This window comes from Streptomyces sp. NPDC002680, assembly GCF_042889145.1.
GTDB classification, from domain to species: Bacteria; Actinomycetota; Actinomycetes; order Streptomycetales; family Streptomycetaceae; genus Streptomyces; species Streptomyces adonidis.
The window spans coordinates 252,948-277,195 of the sequence record NZ_JBIAQP010000013.1 but is presented as its reverse complement, the minus strand read 5'-3'; the positions used below and the strand labels follow the sequence as shown (position 1 = coordinate 277,195).

Below are 24,248 nucleotides of genomic sequence, written 5' to 3'. Positions count from 1 at the left end.
AATCCTTTGCGTCAGGTCAGTTCCTTGCCGGTGGGTCAGGCCATTTCCTCGCCGAGCGGTTGGGGGTTGGGGGAGACCCGGCGGGCGGCCGTCGGCTTGCCCGGCGCCTTCAGGAACACGGCCAGTACCGCGGAGGCCAGACCGATGCAGCCGGCCAGGACGAACGCGCCCTCGTAGTCCCAGTTGTCGACGACGACCGCGCCCACTCCGGAGCCGACGAGGCCGGAGATGAGCTTCGAGCTGTAGACCATCCCGTAGTTGGAGGCGTTGTTGTTCTCACCGAAGTAGTCCGCGGTCATGGCCGCGAACAGCGGGAAGATCGCCCCGCCGCCGAAGCCGGAGACCATGGAGCAGAACAGGAAGAACGGCATGCTGCCCATCTGGCCGGAGACCAGCACACCGAACTGGGCCGTGCCCAGCACCAGACACACGATGATCAGCGTGTTGCGTCGCCCGTAGCGGTCGGATATCCAGCCGATCACACCGCGACCGGTGCCGTTGACGATGGCCTTCAGGGACATCGCCGTGGCCACGATCCCGCCCGCGAAGCCCATGTCCTTGCCGAACGGCACCTGGAAGGCGATACCGAAGATGTTGATGCCCGCCGTGCAGAGCAGGCAGAACCACATCATCCACAGGACGGGCTGCCGAGAGGCTTCCCTTGGGGTGTACTGCTTGACCGCCGGCGGGTTCTTCTCCAGCGCCCGGCGGATCTTCGGGTCGTCGGTGGCCTTGAGCGGGTCGACGTGCGAGGGCCACCAGTTCTTCGGCGGGTCCTTGAAGAACCAGCCGGCCGACGCCACGACCAGGCACAGTCCGACGCCTACGCAGGCGAGCACGGTCTGGTAGTTGCTGATGTCCATGTACGAGGTGAACAGGAACACGAAGGGCACCGAGCCGTAGGCGAACCCGCCGTTGACGAAGCCCGTCTTGCCGCCCTTGCGTTCCGGATACCACTTGCCGACCATGTTCACGCAGGTCGCGTAGACCAGACCGGCACCGATACCGCTGCACATGCCGAAGCCGAAGTAGGCCACGAGCACGTTCGGCGCGTACGCCAGTGAGATGTAGCCAAGCATGGTGCCGACCGCGCCGATCATCATCGCCGTACGAGCCGGCAGCCTGCCGCTCTCCCGCAACTGACCGGCGGGGAAGGCCACGGCCGCCTGGAAGAACACCCAGACGCCCATCAGCCAGAAGATGTGTCCGCTGTCCCACAGATGGGCCTCGTGGAGGGTGTCCTCCGCGGACGTGAACGCGTACTCGGCGGAGCTGATGCCCATCATGCCGATCCACGGCAGGATGACCATCCACTTGCGCCCACGGCCCATGATGTCGACATCGGATTCCCCGATGCGGTACTTGCGGCCGTTGGGATCCGTCACCTCCCGGTACGGGACGGACGTCGAGTAGTCGATTGTTGTCATCTCGGTCAAGACTCCTTGCGTCGAAAGATCTGGCCAGCGCCCCCTGTCCAAATGCCTTTCGTGCGCGCATGGGTCCCGGGGCTGCCGACGCGCACCGTCGGCCGCTCCCTGTGCTCGGTTACGTCATGAACCGCCCCCCAACAGCCGGACGGCTCCGCACCTTCACCTTCGCGGTGCGCTCCAGGGCCCCCATGTCAGATCACCCCGCTGGACCTGAGCAGGCGCAATTCCTCGTCGCCCAGGCCGAGTTCGTGGATGAGGATTTCTTCGGTGTGCTCGCCGAGGAGGGGCGGGGCGGTGATGTGGGTGGGGGAGTCGGAGAGTTTGAGGGGATTGCCGACGGTGGTGAACTCACCGCGCCCGGGATGCCCGACCGTGACGATCATGTCGTTCGCGGCGAGCGAGGCATCCTCGATGATCTCCTTGGTGGACAGGATCGGCCCGCACGGAATGCTGTATGCGTTCAGCCGCTCCAGGACCTCCCACTTGGGCAGGGTCGAGGTCCACTCCTCGATCAGCTGGAACATCTTCGCCAGCTTCGGCAGGCGGGCCTCGGGGGTGGCCCACTCGGGGTCGTCGGCGAGTTCCGGACGGCCGATCAACTCGGCGAGGGGTTTCCAGCCCGGCGGCTGCACGATCACGTACACGTAATCGTTCGGACCACCCGGCGCGCAGCGCACAGCCCAGCCGGGCTGCCCGCCCCCCGAAGCGTTCCCGGAACGCGGCACCTCGTCGCCGAAGTCCTCGTTCGGATACTCCGCCAACGGCCCGCCAGCGAGGCGCTGCTGGTCGCGCAGTTTGACCCGGCACAGGTTGAGGACCGCGTGCTGCATCGCCACATTCACCCGCTGCCCCCGCCCGGTGCTCTCGCGCTGGAACAGAGCAGCCAGAATCCCCGCCACGGCGTGGATGCCGGTCCCGGAGTCCCCGATCTGCGCCCCGGTCGCCATCGGCGGACCGTCCGGGAAGCCGGTGGTGGCCATGGAGCCGCCCATCGCCTGCGCGACCACCTCATACGCCTTGAAGCCCGTGTACGGGCCCTCCCCGAACCCTTTGATCGACGCGTACACGATCCTGGGGTTGATCTCCCGGATCCGCTCCCACGTGAAGCCCATCCGGTCCACCGCACCCGGACCGAAGTTCTCCACCATCACATCCGACCTGCGGATCAACTCCGTCAAAATCTCTTTGCCCCGCCCCGTCTTCACGTTCAACGTCACACTGCGCTTGTTGCAGTTCAGCATCGTGAAATACAACGAGTCCACATCCGGCACATCCCGCAACTGACGTCGCGTGACATCCCCGCCCGGAGCCTCCACCTTCACCACATCCGCACCCAGCCACCCCAGCAACTGCGTCGCCGACGGACCCGACTGCACATGCGTCAAATCCAACACACGCACACCCTCAAGAGCCTTCATTGCCATCAGGGTCACCTCGCTTGGCACATTGCATACAGTCGACGAATACTGTATGAAGATTGTTATCCCGCATCCGATGGGTGATGTCCAGGGGGCGTGCAGCACTTTTAAGACGGGAGCCGAATCATGGACCTGTACGAGCATCAAGCCCGCGGACTCTTCGAAGAACACGGCATCCTCGTACCGAGGGCGGAGGTCGCCGACTCGCCTGACGAAGCAAGGGAGTTGGCCGCTCGGCTCGGTGGTCGCGTCGTCGTCAAGGCTCAGGTCAGGACCGGGGGCCGGGGCAAGGCGGGCGGTGTGCGGCTCGCCGACGATCCGGCCGCCGCGGAACTGACGGCACGTCAGATCCTCGGCATGGACATCAAGGGCCACACGGTCGGCAAGGTCATGCTGGCCCAACCCGTGGACATCGAGAGCGAGTTCTACGTCTCGTACGTCCTCGACCGGGCGGCGGGCCGCTTCCTCGCGATCGCCTCCGCCGAGGGCGGCACGGAGATCGAGGAGGTCGCCACTGCTCGGCCCGAGGCGGTGGTCCGTACGCACATCGACTCGGCCGAGGGCGTGACCTTCGCGAAGGCGCAGGAGATCGTCGAGGCCGCCGGGCTGCCATCGCAGGCCGCCGATGTCCTCGTACGGCTGTGGCAGGTGCTCGTGCGTGAGGACGCCGTCCTTGTCGAGGTCAACCCGCTCGTCCGGACCCGACAGGGGCAGCTTCTCGCCCTCGACGGCAAGGTCACTCTTGACGACAACGCCCGCTTCCGGCAGGCGCGTTGGGGCGCGGAGGAGGTGGAGCACGAGGGCAGGCTGGAGGCGACGGCCGCCGCCAAGGGCCTCAACTACGTGAAGCTCGACGGCGAGGTCGGCATCATCGGCAACGGCGCCGGCCTGGTCATGTCGACCCTCGACGTGGTCGCCGGCTGCGGCGCCCGCCCCGCCAACTTCCTCGACATCGGCGGCGGGGCCTCCGCCCGCATCATGGCCGACGGGCTGTCCGTCATCCTCTCCGACCCGGACGTGAGGTCGGTGTTCGTCAACGTCTTCGGCGGGATCACCGCGTGCGACGCGGTCGCCGAAGGGATCGTACGAGCCCTGGACGCCGTCCAGTTGACCAAGCCGCTCGTCGTACGCCTCGACGGAAACAACGCGGCGCGCGGCCGGGCCGTTCTCGACGAGTACGCCCACCCGCTGGTCCAGCAGGCCACCACCATGGACGGCGCCGCCCGCCGAGCCGCCCAACTCGCCAACGCGGCCTGAGGAGACGGAACATGGCGATCTACCTCACCCAGGAGAGCAGGGTCCTCGTCCAGGGCATGACCGGCGGCGAGGGCATGAAGCACACCCGACGCATGCTCGCGGCCGGTACGAACGTCGTGGGCGGAGTCAACCCGCGAAAGGCGGGCCGTAGCGTCGACTTCGACGACCGGGCCGTGCCCGTCTTCGGGTCGGTTGCCGACGGTATACAGGCGACCGGAGCCGACGTCACCGTCGTCTTCGTTCCGCCCGCCTTCGCCAAGGCGGCCGTCGTCGAAGCGGCCGACGCCGGCATCGGACTCGCCGTCGTCATCACCGAGGGCATCCCCGTCCACGACACCGTCGCCTTCACCACGTACGCGAAGGAGAAGGGCACCCGGATCGTCGGTCCCAACTGCCCGGGGCTGATCACGCCCGGCCAGTCGAACGCGGGCATCATCCCGGCCGACATCACGAAGCCGGGCCGTATCGGCCTGGTGTCCAAGTCCGGCACGCTCACCTACCAACTCATGTACGAGCTGCGGGACATCGGCTTCTCCACCTGTGTCGGAATCGGCGGCGACCCCGTCGTCGGCACCACCCACATCGACTGCCTGGCCGCCTTCCAGGACGACCCCGACACCGAACTCGTCGTCCTCATAGGGGAGATCGGCGGCGACGCGGAGGAACGCGCCGCCGCGTACATCAAGAAGCACGTCACCAAGCCCGTCGTCGGCTACATCGCCGGCTTCACCGCGCCCGAGGGCCGAACCATGGGACACGCGGGCGCCATCGTGTCCGGTTCGGCGGGCACGGCACAGGCGAAGAAGGCAGCGCTGGAGGCGGTCGGCGTCCAGGTGGGAACCACCCCGACCGAGACGGCCCGCCTCGCGCTCGCCCTGCTGGAAGCCGACCACGACGCCACCCATGGCTGACAGGCGCTGACCGCCGGACCCACGGCGCCACCGCGCCCCCCAGACCTCATCGCATCCCCCGCCCCCGACTGTGCACCGAGAGCGGAGACACCGAATGGCAACCACCCTCAACTCCACCCACCTCGTGGTGAAGTCCGGCACCTCCTGGACCGACGCCTGGCAGCGCTGCCTCGCCGTCGCCCCCGAGGCGTTCCGCGACGACCGCGTCCTCAACCTCTGGAACTCCGCCTGGCAGGCCGACGGCCGGGCCCTGCCCGCCACCAGCCCCGTCGACGGCGGCCCCATCGCCGGCCCGCCGCGCCTGGACCGGGATATCGCCCACCAGGCCGTACGCGCCTCCCTCGACCAGCACCGCGCCTGGCGGCACATCCCGCTCGACGAGCGCCGCGCCCGCGTCGCGGCCACCCTCGACGCCCTCGCCCAGCACCGCGAACTCCTCGCGCTGCTGCTCGTCTGGGAGATCGGCAAGCCGTGGCGGCTCGCGCAGGCGGACGTCGACCGGGCCATCGACGGTGTGCGCTGGTACGTCGACGGCATCGAACCGATGGTCGCCGGCCGGGGCCCGCTGGACGGCCCGGTGTCCAACATCGCGAGCTGGAACTACCCGATGAGCGTGCTCGTTCACGCATTGCTGGTACAGGCACTGGCAGGCAACGCGGTCATCGCCAAGACCCCGACCGACGGCGGTGTCGCCTGTCTGACCCTGGCCTGCGCGCTCGCCGCCCGCGAGGGGATTCCCGTCACCCTGGTCAGCGGCAGCGGGGGAGAGCTGTCGGAGGCGCTGGTGCGGGCGCCCGAGATCGGCTGTGTCTCCTTCGTCGGCGGTCGCGACACCGGCGCCGCGGTGGCCACGGCCGTCGCAGACCTCGGCAAGCGTCATGTACTCGAACAGGAAGGTCTCAACACCTGGGGCATCTGGAACTACTCGGACTGGGACGCCCTCAAGGTCGTCGTCCCCAAGCTCTTCGACTACGGCAAACAGCGCTGCACGGCGTACCCGCGCTTCGTCGTCCAACGGCAGCTGTTCGACGAGTTCCTGGCCGCCTACCTCCCGGCGGTGCGCACCCTGCGCGTCGGCCACCCCCTCGCCGTCGCGAACGCCGACGACCCCTACCCGGCACTGGACTTCGGGCCCGTGATCAACGCGGCCAAGGCGAAGGAACTGCACGACCAGATCGCCGAGGCCATCGACCGCGGCGCCGTGCCCGTACACCGGGGCAGCCTGGCGGACACCCGCTTCCTGCCAGGCCAGGACACATCGGCGTACGTCCAACCGGTCACCCTCCTGAACCCGCCGCCGTCCTCGCCGCTGCACCACGCGGAGCCGTTCGGGCCGGTCGACACCATCGTCCTCGTCGACACCGAGGCGGAGCTGCTGGCCGCGATGAACGCCTCGAACGGCGCACTGGTGGCCACGCTCTCCACGGACGACCGGGCGACCTTCGACCGGCTCGCCCCGCAGATCCGCGCCTTCAAGGTCGGCCACGGCAAACCGCGTTCGCGAGGCGACCGCGACGAGCTGTTCGGCGGCTTCGGCGCGTCCTGGCGCGGTGCGTTCGTCGGCGGTGAGCTGCTGGTGCGCGCGGTGACCCAGGGCCCGGCGGGGGAGCGGCTGCCCGGGAACTTCCCCGAGTACCAGCTCATGCCGTGACCCCGACAACTGTCGACACACAAGCGAGGTGGCGATCATGACGAAGGCTCTTGAGGGTGTGCGTGTGTTGGATTTGACGCATGTGCAGTCGGGTCCGTCGGCGACGCAGTTGCTGGGGTGGCTGGGTGCGGATGTGGTGAAGGTGGAGGCTCCGGGCGGGGATGTCACGCGACAGCAGTTGCGGGATGTGCCGGATGTGGACTCGTTGTATTTCACGATGCTCAACTGCAACAAGCGCAGTGTGACGTTGAACGTGAAGACGGGGCGGGGCAGGGAGATCCTGACGGAGCTGATCCGCAGGTCGGATGTGATGGTGGAGAACTTCGGTCCGGGTGCGGTGGACCGGATGGGCTTCACGTGGGACCGGATCCGGGAGATCAACCCCAGGATCGTGTACGCGTCGATCAAAGGGTTCGGGGAGGGCCCGTACACGGGCTTCAAGGCGTATGAGGTGGTCGCGCAGGCGATGGGCGGCTCCATGGCCACCACCGGCTTCCCGGACGGTCCGCCGATGGCGACCGGGGCGCAGATCGGGGACTCCGGGACCGGCATCCACGCCGTGGCGGGCATCCTGGCCGCCCTGTTCCAGCGGGAGTCGACGGGGCGGGGGCAGCGGGTGAATGTCGCGATGCAGCACGCGGTGCTGAACCTGTGCCGGGTCAAACTGCGCGACCAGCAACGCCTCGCCCGCGGGCCGTTGGCGGAGTATCCGAACGAGGACTTCGGCGACGAGGTGCCGCGTTCGGGCAACGCGTCCGGGGGCGGTCAGCCCGGCTGGGCCGTCAGGTGCGCGCCCGGCGGGCCCAACGACTACGTGTACGTGATCGTGCAGCCGCCGGGCTGGAAGCCCCTCGCCGAGTTGATCGGCCGTCCGGAACTCGCCGAGGATCCGGAGTGGGCGACCCCGGAAGTCCGGTTGCCGAAGTTGGCGAAGATGTTCCAGCTGATCGAGGAGTGGACGTCGACCCTCCCCAAGTGGGAGGTGTTGGAGCGGCTGAACGCATACAGCATTCCGTGCGGGCCGATCCTGTCCACCAAGGAGATCATCGAAGACGCTTCACTCGCCGCGAACGACATGATCGTCACGGTCGGGCATCCCGGGCGGGGTGAGTTCACCACCGTCGGCAATCCCCTCAAACTCTCCGACTCCCCCACCCACATCACCGCCCCGCCCCTCCTCGGCGAGCACACCGAAGAAATCCTCATCCACGAACTCGGCCTGGAAGAAGCCGAGTTGCCGATGCTCAAGGCACAGGGCGTGATCTGACCGACGGCGGCCGACGCCGCCTCCGCTCCGTCCCGAGTGAGGTAGTCCAGCCATGTCCACACACGCACCCCGTTTCGCCACCGAGACGGTCACAGACCGGCTCGTGGAGTCCAACCGCGCCTACGCCGCCGGATTCACCGACCCGGGGATGGATGCCCGCCCGGTTCTCCGGGTGGCCGTCGTGGCCTGTATGGACGCCCGTATCGACCTCCACGCCGCTCTCGGCCTGGAGTTGGGCGACTGCCACACCATCCGGAACGCGGGCGGCGTCGTCACCGACGACACGATTCGCTCCCTGACGATCAGTCAGCGGGCGCTCGGTACCCGCAGTGTCGTACTCATCCACCACACCGGCTGCGGTCTCCAGACCCTGACCGAGGACTTCCGGCACGAACTGGAACTGGAGGTAGGACAGCGGCCGGCCTGGGCGGTGGAGGCCTTCCGGGACGTCGACCAGGACGTACGCCAGTCGATGCAGCGCGTGCGCACCAGCCCGTTCCTGCCGCACACGGACGACGTCCGGGGCTTCGTCTTCGACGTGGCGACCGGACTGCTGCGGGAGACAGCCCCACGACCTGATGCCGTGCGCAATCACTCCGAAGTCTGAAGAAGTCAGAGGTCAGAAGTCAGAAGTCGGAAGAAGTCCGAAGGGGGCACCCCGTGTCGTACCGCACCGCTCTCGCAGAAGTCCTGGCCCGTGCCGTAGCGCCCTGCGCCGAACTGGCGGGCGCGGAGGGCCGGTTCCCCCGTGGTGCCGTGACGGCCTTCGGGGCCACCGGACTCCTGGGGCTCACCGTCTCCACCGAGTTCGGCGGCGCCGGACTCGGCTTTCCGGAAGCCGCCGAGGTGGTGGCCCGGACCGCTCGGGTCTGCCCGGCGACGGCGGCCGTACTCCGGTCCCACTACACGGCGGTCGCCGTCATCGAGTCGTACGGCAGTCCCTGGGTGCGCGGCGAGATCGCCGCCGGACGTCATCTCAGCAGCCTCGCCCTCGTCGAGGACGTCACCGGTTGCGGGCAGGAGACGGAGGCACAGTTGCTCATGCCGCGCGGTACGGCCGTTCGCTCCGGTGGGGTGGTCGCCCTGCGTGGGCGTAAGCACGGGGTTGTCGCGGCGGGGGAGGCCGACAGTTACGTCTGGTCCTCCCGGCCCCTCGGCACGCCCGACGGCCTGAGCCTCTGGGGGGTTCCGGCGCACGCCCCGGACCTGTTCGTGCCGGCCAGGCCCGGCGCGACGGGGCCGCCCGGCAGTTCGACGTCCACGGTGTTCGCCGACCCGGTGCTGGTGCCGGCCGAGGCGAGGCTCGGTGCGGACGGCGGCGGGCTCGACATCGTGCTGGGTACGGTCCTGCCGTGGCTGCGCGAACTGGGGGCCGCCGTCGTTGCCGACGGGCGGGCGCACCACCACACGCCCACCCGAGTCCGACCCGCCGATTCCCTCGCGCCGTCCTCAAGCTGGGCATGAACTCCGGCCCGGGGACGGCCCGTTCACGTGCTCCTCCGGATGTCGGTCCTAGCCGGCCCCGGCGGCGATCTGCTTGCGATAGAACTCGGCCGTCCGCTCGGTGTGCTTGCGCATGATCTCGCCCGCGCGGTCCGCGTCGCCCTTGGCGATGGCCTTGATGAGCTGCGTGTGCTCGTTCCAGGCCTCCTTGCCGCGGGGCTTGGCGATGGGCGTGTAGTACCAGCGCACCTTCTGGCCCACCTGCGCCAGCATCTCGGCCAGTACGTCGTTCGCGGCCACGGACGTGACGTACGCGTGCAGGGCCGCGTTGGCCGCGACCAGGCGCTCGACGTCACCGGCGGCGAGGGCCTCGACGCCCTCGTTCTGGAGCTCGCAGAGCTGCTCGACGTCCTCGGGCTTCGCGTTGCGGGCGGCGAGTTGGGCCGAGTACGTCTCCAGCACCGAGCGGACGCCGAGGAGCTGGGCGGCCTCCTCCTCGGTGGGGGAGTGGACGAAGGCGCCCTGGGCGGGCCGCAGGTCGACCCAACCGGCGGTCTGGAGCCGCTGCAGGGCCTCGCGGACCGGCTGTCGGCTGACCCCGAGGTGCTCGGCGAGTTCGGCCTCGACCAGGTGCTGGCCCGGCTTGAGGGAGCCGCTGACGATCAGTTCGGTCAGGGCGTCATACACGGCCTGGCGCAGTGGTGCCGGGCGGGTGACGCGCCGGGACGCTGCGGCCGTGAGTGCCTCGCGCATGGTTGTCCCGTTCCGCCGCCGGGCCGACGGCTTTGCCAAGAGTGGTCGTCGCAAGAGGTGATCGTCGAGAGAGTTGCCGACGACGGTTTCAGCATACAGGTTTTGGTATGCAACATGGCGTGGGCTGTCCACCGGAGGGCTCGTGTCACGGGTTCTTTCGACTGTCGTCTGTATACAGAAGCCTGTATGGGGTATTGTCTCAGTCTCCTGCAACCCTCGCCGGGGACCACCGGGAACCACCGGGAACCGCCGGGGACCGCCGGGGACCGCGTTTCGGAAGGCGGAGCGATCATGACGACCAGCGGGAGCGATGTGACGGTCGAGAGCGTGGTCCGGAGGGTGGTGGCCGACCACCGGGGCATGCGCGGCGCGCTGCTGCCCGTACTGCACGCGGTCCAGGCCGAGTTGGGCCATGTGCCGCAAGAGGCGATTCCGGTGCTCGCCGACGAACTCAACCTCTCCCGGGCGGACGTCCACGGAGTGGTGACCTTCTACCACGACTTCCGCCGCGAGCCCGCAGGCCGCACAACGGTACGCATCTGCCGAGCCGAGGCCTGCCAGGCCCTGGGCGCCGACCGCCTCGTGAACTACGCGCGCGAGACCGGACTGACCCTGGGGGAGACCTCGGCGGACGGTTCGGTCACCGTCGAGCAGGTCTTCTGCCTGGGCAACTGCGCGCTCGGACCGTCGGTCGAGGCGAACGGACGGCTGTACGGACGAGTGGGCCCGGCCCGACTCGGCTCCCTCCTCAACGGGACGGTCTCCTGATGAACAACCCATCCCACTCCTCTGGCCCTTCCCACTCCACGGCGACGGTCTACGTCCCCCGCGACTCGGCGGCCAGGTCCGTCGGCGCGGACGAGGTCGCCGCGGCCCTCCAACGCGCCGCCACGCGTGGGGACTTCGCCATTGACGTCGTACGCAATGGATCGCGTGGCATGCTCTGGCTGGAGCCGATGGTCGAGGTCGTGACCCCGCAGGGCCGCGTCGGCTACGGCCCGGTGACCCCCGAGGACATGGACGCACTCCTGGCCGCGGGCATGCTGGACGGCGCGGACCACCCACTGCGCCTCGGCCTCGTGGACGAACTGCCCTGGCTGGCCCGCCAGACGCGTGTCACCTTCGCCAGGGTCGGCGTGACCGACCCCCTGTCCCCACACGACTACGTCGAACACGGCGGCCTCGCGGGACTGCGTGCCGCCCTGGAGATGGCGCCCGCCGACGTGGTCGCCGAGGTCACCGAGTCCGGACTGCGCGGTCGCGGCGGCGCCGGATTCCCCGCCGGCATCAAATGGAAGACGGTGCTGGACTGCGCCGACGAGCTGAAGTTCGTCTGCTGCAACGCCGACGAGGGCGACAGCGGGACCTTCGCCGACCGCATGGTCATGGAGGGCGACCCGTTCCTGCTGATCGAGGGCATGACCATCGCCGCGCACGCGGTCGGCGCGAGCGAGGGGTACGTCTACATCCGCTCCGAATACCCGGACGCGATCGCCACGATGCGCGAGGCCATCGAACTCGCCCGCGAGCACGGCTGGTTGGGCAAGGGCATCCTCGGCTCCGCACTCGACTTCGACCTGCATGTCCGGGTCGGGGCCGGCGCGTACATCTGCGGCGAGGAGACCTCCATGCTGGAAAGCCTGGAGGGCAAACGGGGGATGGTCCGTGCGAAGCCGCCGATCCCGGCGATCGAGGGCCTGTTCGGCAGACCGACCGTGGTCAACAACGTCCTCACCCTGACCACCGTCCCCGTCGTTCTCGCCGACGGCGCGAAGGCCTACCAGGACCTCGGCGTCGGCCGCTCGCGTGGCACCCAGGTCTTCCAGCTCGGCGGCAACATCGCGCGCGGCGGCATCGTGGAGACCGCCTTCGGCATCACCCTGCGCGAACTGATCGAGGACTACGGCGGCGGGACGCACACCGGGCGTCCGATCCGCACCGTGCAGGTCGGCGGACCACTCGGGGCGTATCTGCCCGAGTCGCTGTTCGAACTGCCCATGGACTACGAGGCGTTCGCCGAGGCCGGTGCGATGCTCGGGCACGGCGGGATCGTCGTCTTCGACGACAGCGTCGACATGGCCGCGCAGGCGCGCTTCGCGATGGAGTTCTGCGCCGAGGAGTCCTGCGGCAAGTGCACACCGTGCAGGGTCGGTTCGGTGCGCGGCGTCGAGGTGATCGACAAGATCGTCGCCGGTACGCACCCGGACGAGAACCTCGCCCTGCTCGAAGACCTCTGCGACCTGATGACCGACGGCTCGCTGTGCGCGATGGGCGGGCTGACCCCGATGCCCGTCCGCAGCGCGCTCACCCACTTCCCCGACGACTTCCTCGGCGGTCGTCGACTCCTGGAGATCCACCCCGTACGAGCGACGGAGGGCACGGCATGAGCCTGCTCAAGGAACCCGACTTCGGCACCCCCGAACGGCCCGGCCCGGCAACGGTGTCGGTGGAGATCGACGGTCTGCCGGTCACCGTCCCGGAGGGCACCTCCGTGATGCGCGCGGCAGCCCAAGCAGGCCTGGACATACCCAAGTTGTGCGCCACCGACAGCCTGGAGGCCTTCGGCTCCTGCCGGTTGTGCGTGGTCGAGATCGACGGCCGGCGCGGCACCCCGGCCTCCTGCACCACACCGTGCGCCGACGGGATGAAGGTCAGCACCCAGACGCCGAAGGTGGAGAAGCTCCGCCAGGGTGTCATGGAGCTGTACATCTCCGACCATCCCCTGGACTGCCTCACCTGCCCGGCCAACGGCGACTGCGAACTCCAGGACATGGCAGGCGTGGTGGGGCTCAGGCAGGTCCGGTACGGCTACGAGGGCGCCAACCATCTCGAAGCCGAGAAGGACACCTCCAACCCCTACTTCGACTTCGACCCGTCCAAGTGCATCGCCTGCTCCCGCTGTGTCCGGGCCTGCGGCGAGGTGCAGGGCACCTTCGCGCTCACCATCGAGGGGCGCGGCTTCGACTCCAAGGTCTCGGCGGGGGCGGGGGAGTCCTTCATGGACTCCGAGTGCGTCTCCTGCGGCGCCTGTGTCCAGGCCTGCCCGACGTCCACGCTCCAGGAGCGCTCGGTCGTCGAACTCGGCATGCCCACAAGGTCAGTTGTGACCACCTGCGCCTACTGCGGCGTCGGCTGCTCCTTCAAGGCCGAGCTGCGCGGCGACGAACTCGTCCGCATGGTGCCCCACAAGGACGGCGGGGCGAACGAGGGTCACTCCTGTGTGAAGGGCCGCTTCGCCTTCGGTTACGCCACCCACCCCGACCGTGTCCTCAAGCCCATGGTGCGGGAGCGGATCACCGACCCCTGGCGCGAGGTCGAGTGGGACGAGGCGATCGGCACCGTCGCCCGGCGCATGCGCGAACTCCAGGACCGGTACGGAACCAGCTCGGTCGGCGCCATCACCTCCTCGCGCTGCACCAACGAAGAGGTGTACGTCGTACAGAAGATGGTGCGCGCGGCCTTCGGCAACAACAACGTCGACACCTGCGCCCGCGTCTGCCACTCCCCGACGGGATACGGACTCAAGCAGACCTTCGGCGAGTCGGCGGGCACCCAGGACTTCCGTTCCGTGGCCGAGGCCGACGTCATCATGGTGATCGGCGCCAACCCCACTGACGGACACCCGGTGTTCGCGTCCCGGATGAAGCGACGGCTGCGCGAGGGCGCCAAGTTGATCGTCGTCGACCCGCGCCGCATCGACCTCGTACGCTCACCGCACGTCGAGGCCGAGCACCACCTCCAGCTCAGGCCGAGCACGAATGTCGCCGTCGTGAACGCCATGGCGCACGTGGTGGTCGTCGAGAGCCTGGTCGACCGGGCCTTCGTGGACGCGAGGTGCGAAGGGTTCGACGAGTGGGCGGAGTTCGTCGCCCGTCCGGAGAACAGCCCGGAGGCGGTCGAGGAGATCACCGGCGTACCGGCCGCCGAACTGCGGGCAGCGGCAAGGCTGTTCGCGACCGCCCCCAACGGAGCCATCTACTACGGCCTCGGTGTCACCGAGCACAGCCAGGGCTCGACCATGGTCATGGGAATGGCCAACCTCGCGATGGCATGCGGCAACATCGGCCGGGACGGTGTCGGCGTGAACCCGCTGCGCGGCCAGAACAACGTCCAGGGCTCCTGCGACATGGGCTCGTTCCCGCACGAACTCCCCGGCTACCGCCACGTCTCGGACGACGCGGTACGTACCGTCTTCGAGAACCTCTGGGGCGGAACTCTCCTCGCGGAGCCGGGACTTCGTATCCCCAACATGTTCGACGCGGCGATCGACGGTACCTTCCGGGGCCTGTTCGTCCACGGCGAGGACATCGCCCAGTCGGACCCCAACCTCAAGCACGTCACCGCCGCCCTCGAAGCGATGGAACTGGTCGTCGTACAGGACCTGTTCCTCAACGAGACGGCCAAGTTCGCGCACGTCTTCCTGCCCGGCGCGTCGTTCCTGGAGAAGGACGGCACGTTCACCAACGCCGAACGCCGGATCAACCGGGTCCGCGCGGTGATGAAGCCGAAGACGGGCAAGCACGAGTGGCAGATCGTCAGCGAGATCGCCACCGCGATGGGTTACCCGATGGCGTACGACCATCCGCGCGCGATCATGGATGAAATCGCCTCCGTCACACCGACGTTCACCGGTGTCTCCTTCGACCTCCTCGACAAGCTCGGCAGCGTCCAGTGGCCGTGCAACGAGGAGGCGCCGGAAGGCACGCCCATCATGCACGTGGACGAATTCGTGCGCGGCAAGGGCAAGTTCGTGGTCACCTCGTACGTACCGACGAACGAGCGGAGTACGCGCCGCTTCCCGTTGGTCCTCACCACCGGGCGGATCCTCAGCCAGTACAACGTCGGCGCGCAGACCCGCCGTACCGGCAATGTCGCCTGGCACCCCGAGGACATTCTCGAACTGCACCCGCACGACGCCGAGGACCGAGGCATCAAGGACGGCGACATGGTCACCCTTGCCAGCCGCGTCGGGCGGACGACGCTGCGCGCGGAGATCTCCGACCGGATGCCCACCGGAGTCGTGTACACCACCTTCCACCACCCGGTGACCGGCGCCAACGTGGTGACCACCGAGAACTCCGACTGGGCGACCAACTGCCCGGAGTACAAGGTGACCGCGGTCCAGGTCGGTCTCGCGCGTCCGGAGCGGCACAGCGACACCGAAGTCACCGACAACGGCCTTGTCACGGTGGTGGACTGAGATGACAGCGACCGTGCCGTCGGAGCGCAGGATGGCGAACGACATCGCCAGAAACCTCGGACACCTGCCGGGGAAGCGGGCCGCCGAGGAGATCGCGGGGCACATCGGCAGGTTCTGGGATCCACGCATGCGGACGCGGTTGTACGAGTTCGTCGATGCCGGGGCCGACGGGCTGGACCCCTTGGTGGTGGCCGCCGTGAAGCTCCTGCGCTGACCCGTAGGCTGGGGCGGCCCCGGACGGAGAGGAGTCGTTCATGCTGTTCCGGCAGCTGGAGTACTTCGTGGCGGTGGCGAGGGAACGGCACTTCGCCCGCGCGGCGGAGTCCTGCTACGTGTCCCAGCCGGCGCTCTCGGCGGCGATCGCCAAGCTGGAGCGGGAGTTGAACGTCACGCTCATCAACCGCGGGCACAACTACCAGGGCCTCACCCCGGAAGGCGAGCGGCTCGTCGTGTGGGCCAAGCGCATCCTCGCCGAACAGGACGCGTTCAAGGCCGAGGTGGCCGCCGTACAGTCCGGCATCACGGGCACGCTGCGACTCGGGACGGACCCCACGGCCTCCACGACCCTCGCGCTGCCCGTCGCCGCTTTCTGCGCGGCGCACCCGCTGGCCAAGGTGCAGGTCCGTTCCCGGCTGTCGACGAAGGAACTGCACCGCCAGCTACGGGACTTCGAGCTGGACGTGGCGATCGCCCACTTCGACCCGGGCGACCAGGAGGGCCTTCAGGTCGTCCCCCTCTACCAGGAGCGGTACATGCTGCTGGTGTCCGACGACCAACTCGTCGCCCAGTCCGCCACCGTGACCTGGGCGGACGCCGCCCAGCTGCCGCTCGCGCTGCTGACGCCCGACATGCGGATCCGGCAGATTGTAGACACCGTGTTCGCGGAGAAGGGGTTCGTGGTGACCCCGCAGGTCGAGACGGACTCCATCGCCTCCCTCTACGCCCATGTGGGCGGCGGCGGTTGGGCGAGCATCGTGCCGCACACCTGGCTGCGCGCCATGCCGGTCGTCGGCCGGACGAGGGCTCTGCCCCTGGTCGACCCGGAGGCCGGCGCCCAGGTCTCGGTGGCGATCCACGCGGCCACGCCGGGCTCGGTCGCCGCCCGCGCGTTCGTCAACGCCGCGACGGGACTGTCCCTGGATGACTTCTTCGCCCGCCCGCTGCCCCTGCCGACGCCCACCGAGCACCGAGTGCGCTGAGCCCCCTCACCCGGGCGCGTACCGGGCCTGTACCGCCTTCCGGTCCAGTCCCCCCTTGGCGGTGTACGGCAGGGCCGCGACCAGCTCGATCCGGTCCGGCACCTCGAACACGGCCAGCCGGTCACGGCAGTACCGCAGAATCTCGGCGGGCCCCACGCCCTCACCCTCGCGCACCACGACAACGGCGCCGACCCGCTGCCCGTACACCGGATCCGGTACGGCGAACACGGCCGCCTCGGCGACCCCCGGGCAACCGGCGAGGACGTCCTCGACATGCTCGGGTGCGATCTTCTCCCCGCCACGGTTGATGAGGTTCTTGATCCGCCCGGTCAGCGACAGATATCCGTCCTCGTCCAGCGTGCCCAGATCACCGGTGCGCAGCCACCCGTCGACAAAGGTGTACGCGGTCCCGTCACGGTCGGCGAGATAGCCACGGGCGACGGTCGGACCGTGCACCCACACCTCGCCCTCCACGCCCACCGGACACGCCCGCCCGTTCCGGTCGACGACCCGCACCTCGACCCCGGTCGGCCGTCCTACCGACCCCTGCTTCAACTCGCCCCGCTCGGGCAGCGGTTCGCTGGTCGCCTGGTGCGAGGACTCGGTCATCCCGTATGCGGAGAGCAGCGGTGCGCCGAACGTGCGCTCCAGCGCGCGCTGCGTCGCCGTGTTGAGGGGCGCGCTGCAACTCCGTACGAACTTCAGGGGAGGTGCCTGCGGCCCCGGGTACTCGCGCTCCGAACGGTCGAGCAGGATCTCGTGGATGGCCGGCACCGCGGTGAACCAAGTGGCGTTCACCGCGCGCATGTCGTCCCAGAACGTGCCCGCCGAGAACCGCCCCCGCTCGGGCAGCAGTACGCAGCCCCCGCTGGCCAGGGACGCCAGCAGCGCCGCGAACAGGCCGTGGCCGTGGAAGAAGGGCATCACCGCGACCGTCGCGTCACCGGGACCCAACTCGTAGGTGGCGCACACGCCTTGGACGGACGCGGCCACGTTGGCATGGGTGAGCGGGACCATCTTCGCCCGGTCGGTGGTCCCCGCGGTGAACAGGACGAGGGCGTCCTGGTCCGACAACTCGCTTGCCGTGACACGGACTTCGGGGGCGGCGCTGGTGTCGAGCGTGACCCCCGCCGTGCCTGCCCGGGAGACCTCCACCCGCAGCGGCCACACCGGGACCGGCAGCGCGGCCCAGTTCACCGGCGGCCCGACGAGCACAGCGCGCGCTCCCAACGCCACCAACCGGGCGGAGAGTTGGGAGCTGGGCAGCGCCGGATCCAGCGGAGCGACCACCACTCCCGCCCGCGCCGCACCGAGCAGCGCGACGACGAACTCGGCGGTGTTGGCACAGATCAGCCCCACCGCGTCACCACGCCCCAGCCCCGTACGGCCGAGCCGGGCCGCCACGTCGTCGGCCAGTGAGGCGAGCCCCCGGTACGACAGCTGCACTCGCTCCCCGGAGACCACGAGAGCCCGGGCGTACGGGCGTTCACGCACCTGCCGGTCGAGGAGATCGGCGAGGCCCGTGACCGCCGGGGGCCGGTACCGGTCGGCGTCGCGCACGGATGCCGCGGCCGGAACGGCCATGACCCCACCCCCTCGCGCCAGTTCTGACGGAACAGTCCTCTGCGAGCGTGGGGTGACCTGCGGTCGGCGTCCAATACGCGCTGGTGAACGGCCGATAGCAGCTGTCTATCAAGGGAGTTGGCGGCCCCTCCACCAGCGGTCGATAGACGCCGTTTATCGGCTGGTCGCCGATGGGTCTTGGACGCGGCCCGGCGTGCTGCGGATGGTGAGAGAAGTAGCCGCTCCGGCAGGACCTGCCCAAGGAGGACCTCGGACCATGACCGCCCCCTCGCCACTGGAGACCGCGGCAGCAGCCGACGTTCCGGCCGACGTCCCGACCGAACTCACCGACGGGTACCACCTGGTCGTCGACGCGCTCAAGATGAACGACGTCGACACCATCTACGGAGTGGTCGGCATCCCGATCACCGACCTGGCCCGTCTCGCCCAGGCCCAGGGCATCCGCTACATCGGCTTCCGGCACGAGAGCAACGCCGGACACGCGGCGGCGGCGGCCGGCTACCTCACCAAGAAGCCCGGCGTGGCGCTGACCGTGTCGGCCCCCGGCTTCCTCAACGGCCTGGTCGCGCTGGCGAACGCGACCACCAACTGCTTCCCGATGGTGCAGATCTCCGGTTCCAGCGAGCGCCACCTCGTCGACCTCAAGCAGGGCGACTACGAGGAGATGGACCAACTCGCCGCCGCGCAGCCCTTCGTGAAGGCCGCCTACCGGGTGAGCCGCGTGGAGGACATCGGCCGGGGCATCGCCCGTGCGCTGCGCACCGCGATCTCCGGGCGCCCCGGCGGCGTCTACCTCGACATCCCCGCCGCCGTCCTCGGCTCCATCCTGCCCGCCGAGGAGGGCGCGAGGACGCTGAGCCGCCTCGTCGACCCGGCGCCCCGCCAACTCCCGGCCCCGGAAGCCGTGGACCGCGCGATCGAGTTGCTGGCCTCCGCCGAGCGCCCGTTGGTGGTGCTCGGCAAGGGCGCCGCGTACGCCCAAGCCGACGCGAAGGTACGGGAGTTCATCGAGTCGACGGGCATTCCGTACGTACCGATGTCCATGGCCAAGGGCCTGCTGCCCGACGACCACCCGCAGTCGGCGGCCACCGCCCGCTCGTTGGCGTTGAAGAAGGCCGACGTCGTGATGCTGATCGGCGCCCGCCTCAACTGGCTGCTGGGGCACGGTCAGACGGGGTGGAACCCCGATGCCAAGTTCGTCCAGATCGACATCGACCCCAAGGAGATGGACAGCAACCAGCCCATCGCCGCCCCCCTCGTCGGTGACATCGAGTCGGTCCTCGACGCCCTCGCCGAACGCACCAAGCCCGGCCAGATCGCGGCCCCTTCGGCCTGGCGCGAGGAGTTGGGGGCGCGCTCGGCGCAGAACGTCGCCAAGATGGCCGAGCGGCTGGAGGCCGACCCGCACCCCATGCAGTTCATGGGTGCCCTGAAGGCCGTACGCGATGTCGTGCGCGCGCGCCCGGAGACGTACATCGTCAACGAGGGCGCCAACGCCCTGGACATCGCGCGCAACGTCATCGACATGCACGTACCGCGCCACCGCCTCGACAGCGGCACCTGGGGCGTCATGGGCATCGGTATGGGGTATGCGATCGCCGCCGCCGTCGAGAGCGGGGCGCCGGTCGTCGCCGTCGAGGGCGACAGCGCCTTCGGGTTCAGCGGGATCGAGATCGAGACGATCTGCCGCTACAACCTGCCCGTCGTCACCGTGATCATGAACAACGGCGGGGTCTACCGGGGCGACGACACCAACCCGTACGACGACGCCCCCTCACCCACGACCCTCATGTCGGCGGCCCGCCACGACCTCCTCATCGAGGCGTTCGGCGGCAAGGGCTACCGCGCGACCACACCCGCCGAGGTCACCGCCGCCCTCACCGACGCCCTCGCCTCCGGCGGTCCGGCGCTCATCGACTGCGTGATCGACCCCTCGGCCGGCACCGAGAGCGGCCACATCTCGCACCTCAACCCCAAGGGCATCACCGTCGGCAACATCACGCCGGCCAAGAAGTGACCACGCAACTTCACGAAAAGGAAGCTGACATGAGTGAAAAGCCGCTCGCCGGAATCAAGGTGATCGACTTCACCGGGGTCCAGGCCGGCCCCGCCTGCACACAGTTGCTCGCCTGGTTCGGTGCCGACGTCCTGAAGGTGGAGCGCCCCAACGGCGGCGACGTCACCCGGAAGCAGCTGCGGGACATCGAGGACCTCGACGCGTTGTACTTCACGATGCTCAACAGCAACAAGCGTTCCCTCGCCATCAACACCAAGACCCCTGAAGGCCTTGAGGTGTTGGAGAAGCTCATCACCGACGCCGACGTCCTGGTGGAGAACTTCGCCCCGGGCGCCCTGGACCGCATGGGCCTGACCTGGGAGCGCATCCAGGAACTCAACCCGCGGCTGATCTTCGGCTCGGTCAAGGGCTTCAACGACGACTCCTCCTGGAACGACCTCAAGGTCTACGAGAACGTCGCCCAGTGCGCGGGCGGCGCCGCCTCCACCACCGGCTTCTGGGACGGCCCGCCGACCATCTCCGGCGGCGCCCTCGGCGACACCAACACCGGGATGCACCTGGCGATCGGCATCCTGACGGCGATCATCGACCGCAGCAAGACGGGCAAGGGGCAGAAGGTCTCCGTCTCCATGCAGGACGCCGTGCTCAACCTCTGCCGTGTCAAGCTGCGTGACCAGCAGCGACTGGAGCGGGTCGGCTACCTGGAGGAGTACCCGCAGTACCCCAACGGCGAGTTCACCGACGTCGTACCGCGTGGCGGCAACGCGGGCGGCGGCGGCCAGCCCGGCTGGGTGCTCAAGTGCAAGGGCTGGGAGACCGACCCGAACGCGTACATCTACTTCACCGTCCAGGAGCAGAACTGGAAGCGCACCGCCGAGGTGATCGGCCGCCCCGAGTGGGCCGAGGACCCGGCGTACGCCACCGCGCGCGCCCGTCAGTCGCACATCTTCGAGATCTTCGAGGAGATCGAGAAGTGGCTCGCGGACAAGACCAAGTACGAGGCGGTGGACATCCTGCGTGAGTGGGAGGTGCCCTGCGCCCCGGTCATGAGCATGAAGGAGCTGGCCTACGACGAGGACCTGCGCAAGAGCGGCACGGTCGTCGAGGTCGAGCAGAAGGGCCGCGGCACCTATCTGACCGTCGGCAGCCCGGTGAAGTTCTCCTCCTTCAAGCCGGACATCGCCGGCGCCCCGCTGCTGGGCGAGCACAGCTCCGAGGTGCTGGTCGAGCTGGGCTACGACGAGGAGACGATCGGCCGGCTGAAGGAGAGCGGGGTCATCGTCTGAGGCCTGGACGATGATGCGGAAGCGGCCGTGGCCCGAAAGCCACGGCCGCTTCCGCGTGTCCGGCGGCGCCTCAGACCGTTGCCTTGCTCTCGGCCTCGGCCCGCCGCCGCATCAGCTCCCGCTCCCGCTCGCGCCGCGCGGTGACGTCCCGGATGACCGCCCCGACGTACGTACTGCCGTCGGGGCCAGGCAGCAGTGCCACGCTGAACTCGATGGACAGCTTGCGGCCGTCCGCCGCCAGCGCGGGCACGTTGAGCAGATCCGCGTCGCCGTACTTGGTCGTCCCCCGCGCCATGGCTTCCTCGAACCCGTCCCAGTGACGCTTCCGGTGCCGCTCGGGGATGATGACGTCCAGACTGCGGCCGTCCACGTCGTCCGCCGAGAACCCGAAGATGCGCTCCGCGCCCCGGTTCCAGAAGCGGATCAGCCCTTCGCCGTCGATGATCACTATGCCGTCGGGCGCCTGGGTGGCCATTCCCAGCACCACCTCGGGATGCAGATCTTCCATGTCGCCTCCGTGCAGGGGCAGTTGGATACCGAACGCATGCTGGACGACAGTATACAGATGGATGGTATACAGAATCCATACCGCCCAGGAGGAGCAGCGACCCCGAACAGAGGCGGGACCCCCGCGGCGCAGGGGGCGCTCCCCGCCGCCAGGGGCCCCGCCGTCGTGGGCCGTGGCTCGACTACTCCGGCATCATGCGGCGGTCCCGAGTGCGAGGAGATCGCTGATGGCGTGGACGGTCCGCAGGGTGGGGACGTCGACGCCGGTGATGTCGGCGAGTTCGATGACGGCGGTCAGGAGGACGTCGAGTTCGAGGGGTTTCCCGCGTTCGAGGTCCTGGAGGGTGGAGGTGCGGTGGTCGCCCACGCGCTCGGCGCCGGCGAGGCGGCGCTCGATGGAGATGCCGACACGGCAGTTGAGGGCCTCGGCGACGGCCAGGGTCTCTTCCATCATGGTCTGGATGACCTGACGGGTGCCGCCGTGGTGGCACATCTGGCGCATCGTGGCGCGCGCGAGGGCGCTGATCGGGTTGAAGGAGATGTTGCCGAGCAGCTTGAGCCAGATGTCGTTGCGCAGAGCCGGCTCGACGGGGCACTTGAGTCCACCGGCCCGCATGGCCTCGCTGAAGGCCTCGCAGCGCGGGGAGAGGGAACGGTCCGGTTCGCCGATCGAGAACCGGGTGCCCTCCAAGTGCCTGACGACGCCCGGCCCTTCCAGCTCGGTCGCCGCATACACGACACAGCCGATGGCCCGCTCCGGCGCGAGTACGGCACTGACGGCGCCGCCGGGGTCCACGCTCTCGACGCGCTGACCGTCGTACGGACCGCCGTGACGGTGGAAGTACCACCAGGGGATTCCGTTCTGGGCGGCGATGACAGCGGTGGACCCGTGGAGAAGCGGCTCGATGAGCGGCCCGCACGCCGCGTACGAGTTGGCCTTGAGTCCGAGGAAGACATAGTCGACGGGGCCGATGTCGGCGGGGTTGTCGGTGGCGTGGGCGTGCGCGGTGAAGTCACCGCGGGGGCTGAGAACCCGTACGCCGTGTTGCCTCATGGCCGCGAGGTGCGGTCCACGGGCGACGAGGTGGACGTCGGCGCCTGCTTGGTGCAGGGCGGCGCCGACATAGGCGCCGATGGCTCCGGCGCCGAGGATGGCGACTTTCACTGGGTGGCGCTCCGTTCGGTCGAGGGTGTACCGCGGAACTGTCGAAAACTGTCGACGAAATATTGTCTACAGGATGGAAGTGACGGCAGCAAGGGTCTGGGACGGCGCCCGGACGGCCACCCGGGGCCGCGTGAGCTGGGTTTCCGGTCGTTTGTGCGCCGTAGACTGTAGGCGAAAGCCAATTCATACTGGGCTCTCACATGTGGCGACGACGCTGCGGAGGAGGGGCCGTCATGCTGTCGACGACAGGACTGCCGCAGGGTGCGGTACCGAAGCTCGAACGCCCCGGTCCGCTGCGCGACCGCGTCTACGAGGCGCTGCTCGAACTGATCACGACCCGCGCCCTGCAACCCGGTCAGCACCTCGTCGAGAGCGAACTCGCCGGACACCTCGGGGTCTCCCGCCAGCCCGTCCGCGAGGCGCTCCAACGGCTCAGCACCGAGGGCTGGGTCGACCTTCGGCCCGCCCAGGGCGCCTTCGTGCACGAGCCGACGGAGGCAGAGGCGGACCAACTCCTCACCGTCCGCACCCTGTTGGAGGCCGAGGCCGCCCGCCTCGCCGCGGCCAACGCGGGTGCCGCGGCCATCACCGTGCTGGAGGACATGTGCGCGGAGGGCGAGCGCGCGGTCGCCGCCGACGACGTGGACGGCGCGGTGGCGATGAACGCCCGGCTCCACGCGAAGGTGATGGAACTCGCGGGCAATACGGTCCTCGCCGAGCTGGCCGCGCAGGTCGACCGGCGGGTGCGCTGGTACTACACGCCGGTGGCCCGGCAGCGCGGCCGGCAGTCGTGGATCGAGCACCGTGAGCTGATCGCGGCGATCGCGGACGGCGACGGGCAGCGGGCCACGGAGGTCATGCGGACCCACACGGAACACACCCGGAAGATGTACCACCAGCGGGAGCGCTAGCAGGGTGGGCGCACGGTCACCGTCCCGTTGCCCGTGGTGAGAGATATGCAGGTGAAAGCCACTCTGAAAGCTTGGTATTGTTGTTCGTGTCGCTGCGGGGAGCACTCCCGACGGCGGCAGACACCTAGTCCGGGTGGCGGAATGGCAGACGCGCTAGCTTGAGGTGCTAGTGCCCTTTATCGGGCGTGGGGGTTCAAGTCCCCCCTCGGACACACTATTGCCCCACGAGTCCCGTTTCGCGGGCAGGGG

General features: G+C 69.1%; 20 protein-coding genes and 1 tRNA gene. 15 read left to right on the top strand and 6 right to left on the bottom strand.

Going from position 1 to position 24,248, the window contains the following annotated elements; all coding sequences use genetic code 11:
* Positions 1 to 35: 35 nt before the first annotated feature.
* The gene (locus tag ACFYXF_RS32315; protein ID WP_389354991.1) at positions 36 to 1,427 is read right to left on the bottom strand and encodes an OFA family MFS transporter; all 1,392 of its coding nucleotides are present in this window, start codon (positions 1,425 to 1,427) and stop codon (positions 36 to 38) included.
* A gap of 194 nt (positions 1,428 to 1,621) precedes the next feature.
* Positions 1,622 to 2,854, bottom strand: coding sequence for a formyl-CoA transferase (gene frc, locus ACFYXF_RS32310; RefSeq protein ID WP_389355099.1), 1,233 nt, complete (start codon positions 2,852 to 2,854; stop codon positions 1,622 to 1,624).
* A 120-nt stretch (positions 2,855 to 2,974) separates the two neighbouring features.
* On the opposite strand from frc (ACFYXF_RS32310), the gene sucC reads away from it, so the two are divergent.
* From sucC to ACFYXF_RS32280, 6 genes are all read left to right on the top strand, one after another.
* Complete coding sequence (gene sucC / locus ACFYXF_RS32305; RefSeq protein ID WP_389354989.1) at positions 2,975 to 4,105, top strand: ADP-forming succinate--CoA ligase subunit beta; 1,131 nt, start codon at positions 2,975 to 2,977, stop codon at positions 4,103 to 4,105.
* A gap of 11 nt (positions 4,106 to 4,116) precedes the next feature.
* Entirely contained in the window at positions 4,117 to 5,016 is a 900-nt protein-coding gene (gene sucD / locus ACFYXF_RS32300; protein ID WP_389354987.1) for a succinate--CoA ligase subunit alpha, read from the top strand.
* 94 nt (positions 5,017 to 5,110) lie between these two features.
* Positions 5,111 to 6,667 carry an aldehyde dehydrogenase family protein gene (locus ACFYXF_RS32295; protein ID WP_389354985.1) on the top strand — a complete coding sequence of 519 codons (1,557 nt, stop codon included), beginning with the start codon at positions 5,111 to 5,113 and terminating at the stop codon, positions 6,665 to 6,667.
* A 37-nt stretch (positions 6,668 to 6,704) separates the two neighbouring features.
* On the top strand, positions 6,705 to 7,934 hold the full coding sequence (frc, locus tag ACFYXF_RS32290; RefSeq protein WP_389354983.1) for a formyl-CoA transferase: 1,230 nt from the start codon (positions 6,705 to 6,707) through the stop codon (positions 7,932 to 7,934).
* Between the two features lie 52 nt (positions 7,935 to 7,986).
* Positions 7,987 to 8,541, top strand: a complete 555-nt coding sequence (locus ACFYXF_RS32285) for a beta-class carbonic anhydrase (RefSeq protein ID WP_389354981.1) — start codon at positions 7,987 to 7,989, stop codon at positions 8,539 to 8,541.
* Positions 8,542 to 8,594: 53 nt separating this feature from the next.
* Complete coding sequence (locus ACFYXF_RS32280; protein ID WP_389354979.1) at positions 8,595 to 9,398, top strand: acyl-CoA dehydrogenase family protein; 804 nt, start codon at positions 8,595 to 8,597, stop codon at positions 9,396 to 9,398.
* 48 nt (positions 9,399 to 9,446) lie between these two features.
* Here the strand turns inward: ACFYXF_RS32280 and ACFYXF_RS32275 are convergent, their stop codons facing one another.
* Positions 9,447 to 10,130 (bottom strand): GntR family transcriptional regulator, encoded by a 684-nt coding sequence (locus ACFYXF_RS32275; protein ID WP_389354978.1) that lies wholly within the window; start codon positions 10,128 to 10,130, stop codon positions 9,447 to 9,449.
* Positions 10,131 to 10,421: 291 nt separating this feature from the next.
* Between ACFYXF_RS32275 and ACFYXF_RS32270 the strand changes: the two genes are divergently transcribed.
* From ACFYXF_RS32270 to ACFYXF_RS32250, 5 genes are read left to right on the top strand one after another with little or no spacing between them, the layout of a single operon-like run.
* Positions 10,422 to 10,898, top strand: coding sequence for a formate dehydrogenase subunit gamma (locus ACFYXF_RS32270; protein ID WP_389354976.1), 477 nt, complete (start codon positions 10,422 to 10,424; stop codon positions 10,896 to 10,898).
* Positions 10,898 to 12,517, top strand: coding sequence for a formate dehydrogenase beta subunit (locus tag ACFYXF_RS32265; protein ID WP_389354974.1), 1,620 nt, complete (start codon positions 10,898 to 10,900; stop codon positions 12,515 to 12,517). Before ACFYXF_RS32270 ends, ACFYXF_RS32265 begins: the two co-directional genes overlap by 1 nt.
* The gene (gene fdhF, locus ACFYXF_RS32260; protein WP_389354972.1) at positions 12,514 to 15,330 is read left to right on the top strand and encodes a formate dehydrogenase subunit alpha; all 2,817 of its coding nucleotides are present in this window, start codon (positions 12,514 to 12,516) and stop codon (positions 15,328 to 15,330) included. The genes ACFYXF_RS32265 and fdhF overlap by 4 nt, the downstream gene beginning before the upstream one ends.
* 1 nt (position 15,331) lies before the next feature.
* Positions 15,332 to 15,544, top strand: a complete 213-nt coding sequence (locus ACFYXF_RS32255; RefSeq protein ID WP_389354970.1) for a formate dehydrogenase subunit delta — start codon at positions 15,332 to 15,334, stop codon at positions 15,542 to 15,544.
* Positions 15,545 to 15,584: 40 nt separating this feature from the next.
* The gene (locus tag ACFYXF_RS32250; protein WP_389354968.1) at positions 15,585 to 16,529 is read left to right on the top strand and encodes a LysR family transcriptional regulator; all 945 of its coding nucleotides are present in this window, start codon (positions 15,585 to 15,587) and stop codon (positions 16,527 to 16,529) included.
* A 6-nt stretch (positions 16,530 to 16,535) separates the two neighbouring features.
* Here ACFYXF_RS32250 and ACFYXF_RS32245 read toward each other — a convergent pair whose 3' ends face one another.
* Entirely contained in the window at positions 16,536 to 18,113 is a 1,578-nt protein-coding gene (locus ACFYXF_RS32245) for a FadD7 family fatty acid--CoA ligase (protein WP_389354966.1), read from the bottom strand.
* A gap of 256 nt (positions 18,114 to 18,369) precedes the next feature.
* On the opposite strand from ACFYXF_RS32245, the gene oxc reads away from it, so the two are divergent.
* Both oxc and frc (ACFYXF_RS32235) read left to right on the top strand, forming a co-directional pair.
* Positions 18,370 to 20,130 carry an oxalyl-CoA decarboxylase gene (oxc, locus tag ACFYXF_RS32240; RefSeq protein ID WP_389354964.1) on the top strand — a complete coding sequence of 587 codons (1,761 nt, stop codon included), beginning with the start codon at positions 18,370 to 18,372 and terminating at the stop codon, positions 20,128 to 20,130.
* A 29-nt stretch (positions 20,131 to 20,159) separates the two neighbouring features.
* Positions 20,160 to 21,416 (top strand): formyl-CoA transferase, encoded by a 1,257-nt coding sequence (gene frc / locus ACFYXF_RS32235; protein WP_389354961.1) that lies wholly within the window; start codon positions 20,160 to 20,162, stop codon positions 21,414 to 21,416.
* Positions 21,417 to 21,486: 70 nt separating this feature from the next.
* Here the strand turns inward: frc (ACFYXF_RS32235) and ACFYXF_RS32230 are convergent, their stop codons facing one another.
* Positions 21,487 to 21,924 carry a PAS domain S-box protein gene (locus ACFYXF_RS32230; RefSeq protein WP_389354960.1) on the bottom strand — a complete coding sequence of 146 codons (438 nt, stop codon included), beginning with the start codon at positions 21,922 to 21,924 and terminating at the stop codon, positions 21,487 to 21,489.
* Positions 21,925 to 22,116: 192 nt separating this feature from the next.
* Positions 22,117 to 23,088: a 2-dehydropantoate 2-reductase gene (locus ACFYXF_RS32225; RefSeq protein WP_389354958.1), complete on the bottom strand. Its 972-nt coding sequence runs from the start codon at positions 23,086 to 23,088 to the stop codon at positions 22,117 to 22,119.
* 236 nt (positions 23,089 to 23,324) lie between these two features.
* On the opposite strand from ACFYXF_RS32225, the gene ACFYXF_RS32220 reads away from it, so the two are divergent.
* Positions 23,325 to 23,999: a GntR family transcriptional regulator gene (locus tag ACFYXF_RS32220; RefSeq protein ID WP_389355097.1), complete on the top strand. Its 675-nt coding sequence runs from the start codon at positions 23,325 to 23,327 to the stop codon at positions 23,997 to 23,999.
* A gap of 127 nt (positions 24,000 to 24,126) precedes the next feature.
* Positions 24,127 to 24,211, top strand: a tRNA-Leu gene (locus ACFYXF_RS32215).
* Positions 24,212 to 24,248 lie beyond the last annotated feature (37 nt).

Excerpts from the sequence above, each read along its gene's own strand:
- ACFYXF_RS32315 (WP_389354991.1), bottom strand. The coding sequence starts at position 1,427 with ATGACAACAATCGACTACTCGACGTCCGTCCCGTACCGGGAGGTGACG.
- frc (WP_389355099.1), bottom strand. The coding sequence starts at position 2,854 with ATGGCAATGAAGGCTCTTGAGGGTGTGCGTGTGTTGGATTTGACGCAT.
- sucC (WP_389354989.1), top strand. The coding sequence starts at position 2,975 with ATGGACCTGTACGAGCATCAAGCCCGCGGACTCTTCGAAGAACACGGC.
- sucD (WP_389354987.1), top strand. The coding sequence starts at position 4,117 with ATGGCGATCTACCTCACCCAGGAGAGCAGGGTCCTCGTCCAGGGCATG.
- ACFYXF_RS32295 (WP_389354985.1), top strand. The coding sequence starts at position 5,111 with ATGGCAACCACCCTCAACTCCACCCACCTCGTGGTGAAGTCCGGCACC.
- frc (WP_389354983.1), top strand. The coding sequence starts at position 6,705 with ATGACGAAGGCTCTTGAGGGTGTGCGTGTGTTGGATTTGACGCATGTG.
- ACFYXF_RS32285 (WP_389354981.1), top strand. The coding sequence starts at position 7,987 with ATGTCCACACACGCACCCCGTTTCGCCACCGAGACGGTCACAGACCGG.
- ACFYXF_RS32275 (WP_389354978.1), bottom strand. The coding sequence starts at position 10,130 with ATGCGCGAGGCACTCACGGCCGCAGCGTCCCGGCGCGTCACCCGCCCG.
- ACFYXF_RS32270 (WP_389354976.1), top strand. The coding sequence starts at position 10,422 with ATGACGACCAGCGGGAGCGATGTGACGGTCGAGAGCGTGGTCCGGAGG.
- ACFYXF_RS32265 (WP_389354974.1), top strand. The coding sequence starts at position 10,898 with ATGAACAACCCATCCCACTCCTCTGGCCCTTCCCACTCCACGGCGACG.
- fdhF (WP_389354972.1), top strand. The coding sequence starts at position 12,514 with ATGAGCCTGCTCAAGGAACCCGACTTCGGCACCCCCGAACGGCCCGGC.
- ACFYXF_RS32255 (WP_389354970.1), top strand. The coding sequence starts at position 15,332 with ATGACAGCGACCGTGCCGTCGGAGCGCAGGATGGCGAACGACATCGCC.
- ACFYXF_RS32250 (WP_389354968.1), top strand. The coding sequence starts at position 15,585 with ATGCTGTTCCGGCAGCTGGAGTACTTCGTGGCGGTGGCGAGGGAACGG.
- ACFYXF_RS32245 (WP_389354966.1), bottom strand. The coding sequence starts at position 18,113 with ATGGCCGTTCCGGCCGCGGCATCCGTGCGCGACGCCGACCGGTACCGG.
- oxc (WP_389354964.1), top strand. The coding sequence starts at position 18,370 with ATGACCGCCCCCTCGCCACTGGAGACCGCGGCAGCAGCCGACGTTCCG.
- frc (WP_389354961.1), top strand. The coding sequence starts at position 20,160 with ATGAGTGAAAAGCCGCTCGCCGGAATCAAGGTGATCGACTTCACCGGG.
- ACFYXF_RS32230 (WP_389354960.1), bottom strand. The coding sequence starts at position 21,924 with ATGGAAGATCTGCATCCCGAGGTGGTGCTGGGAATGGCCACCCAGGCG.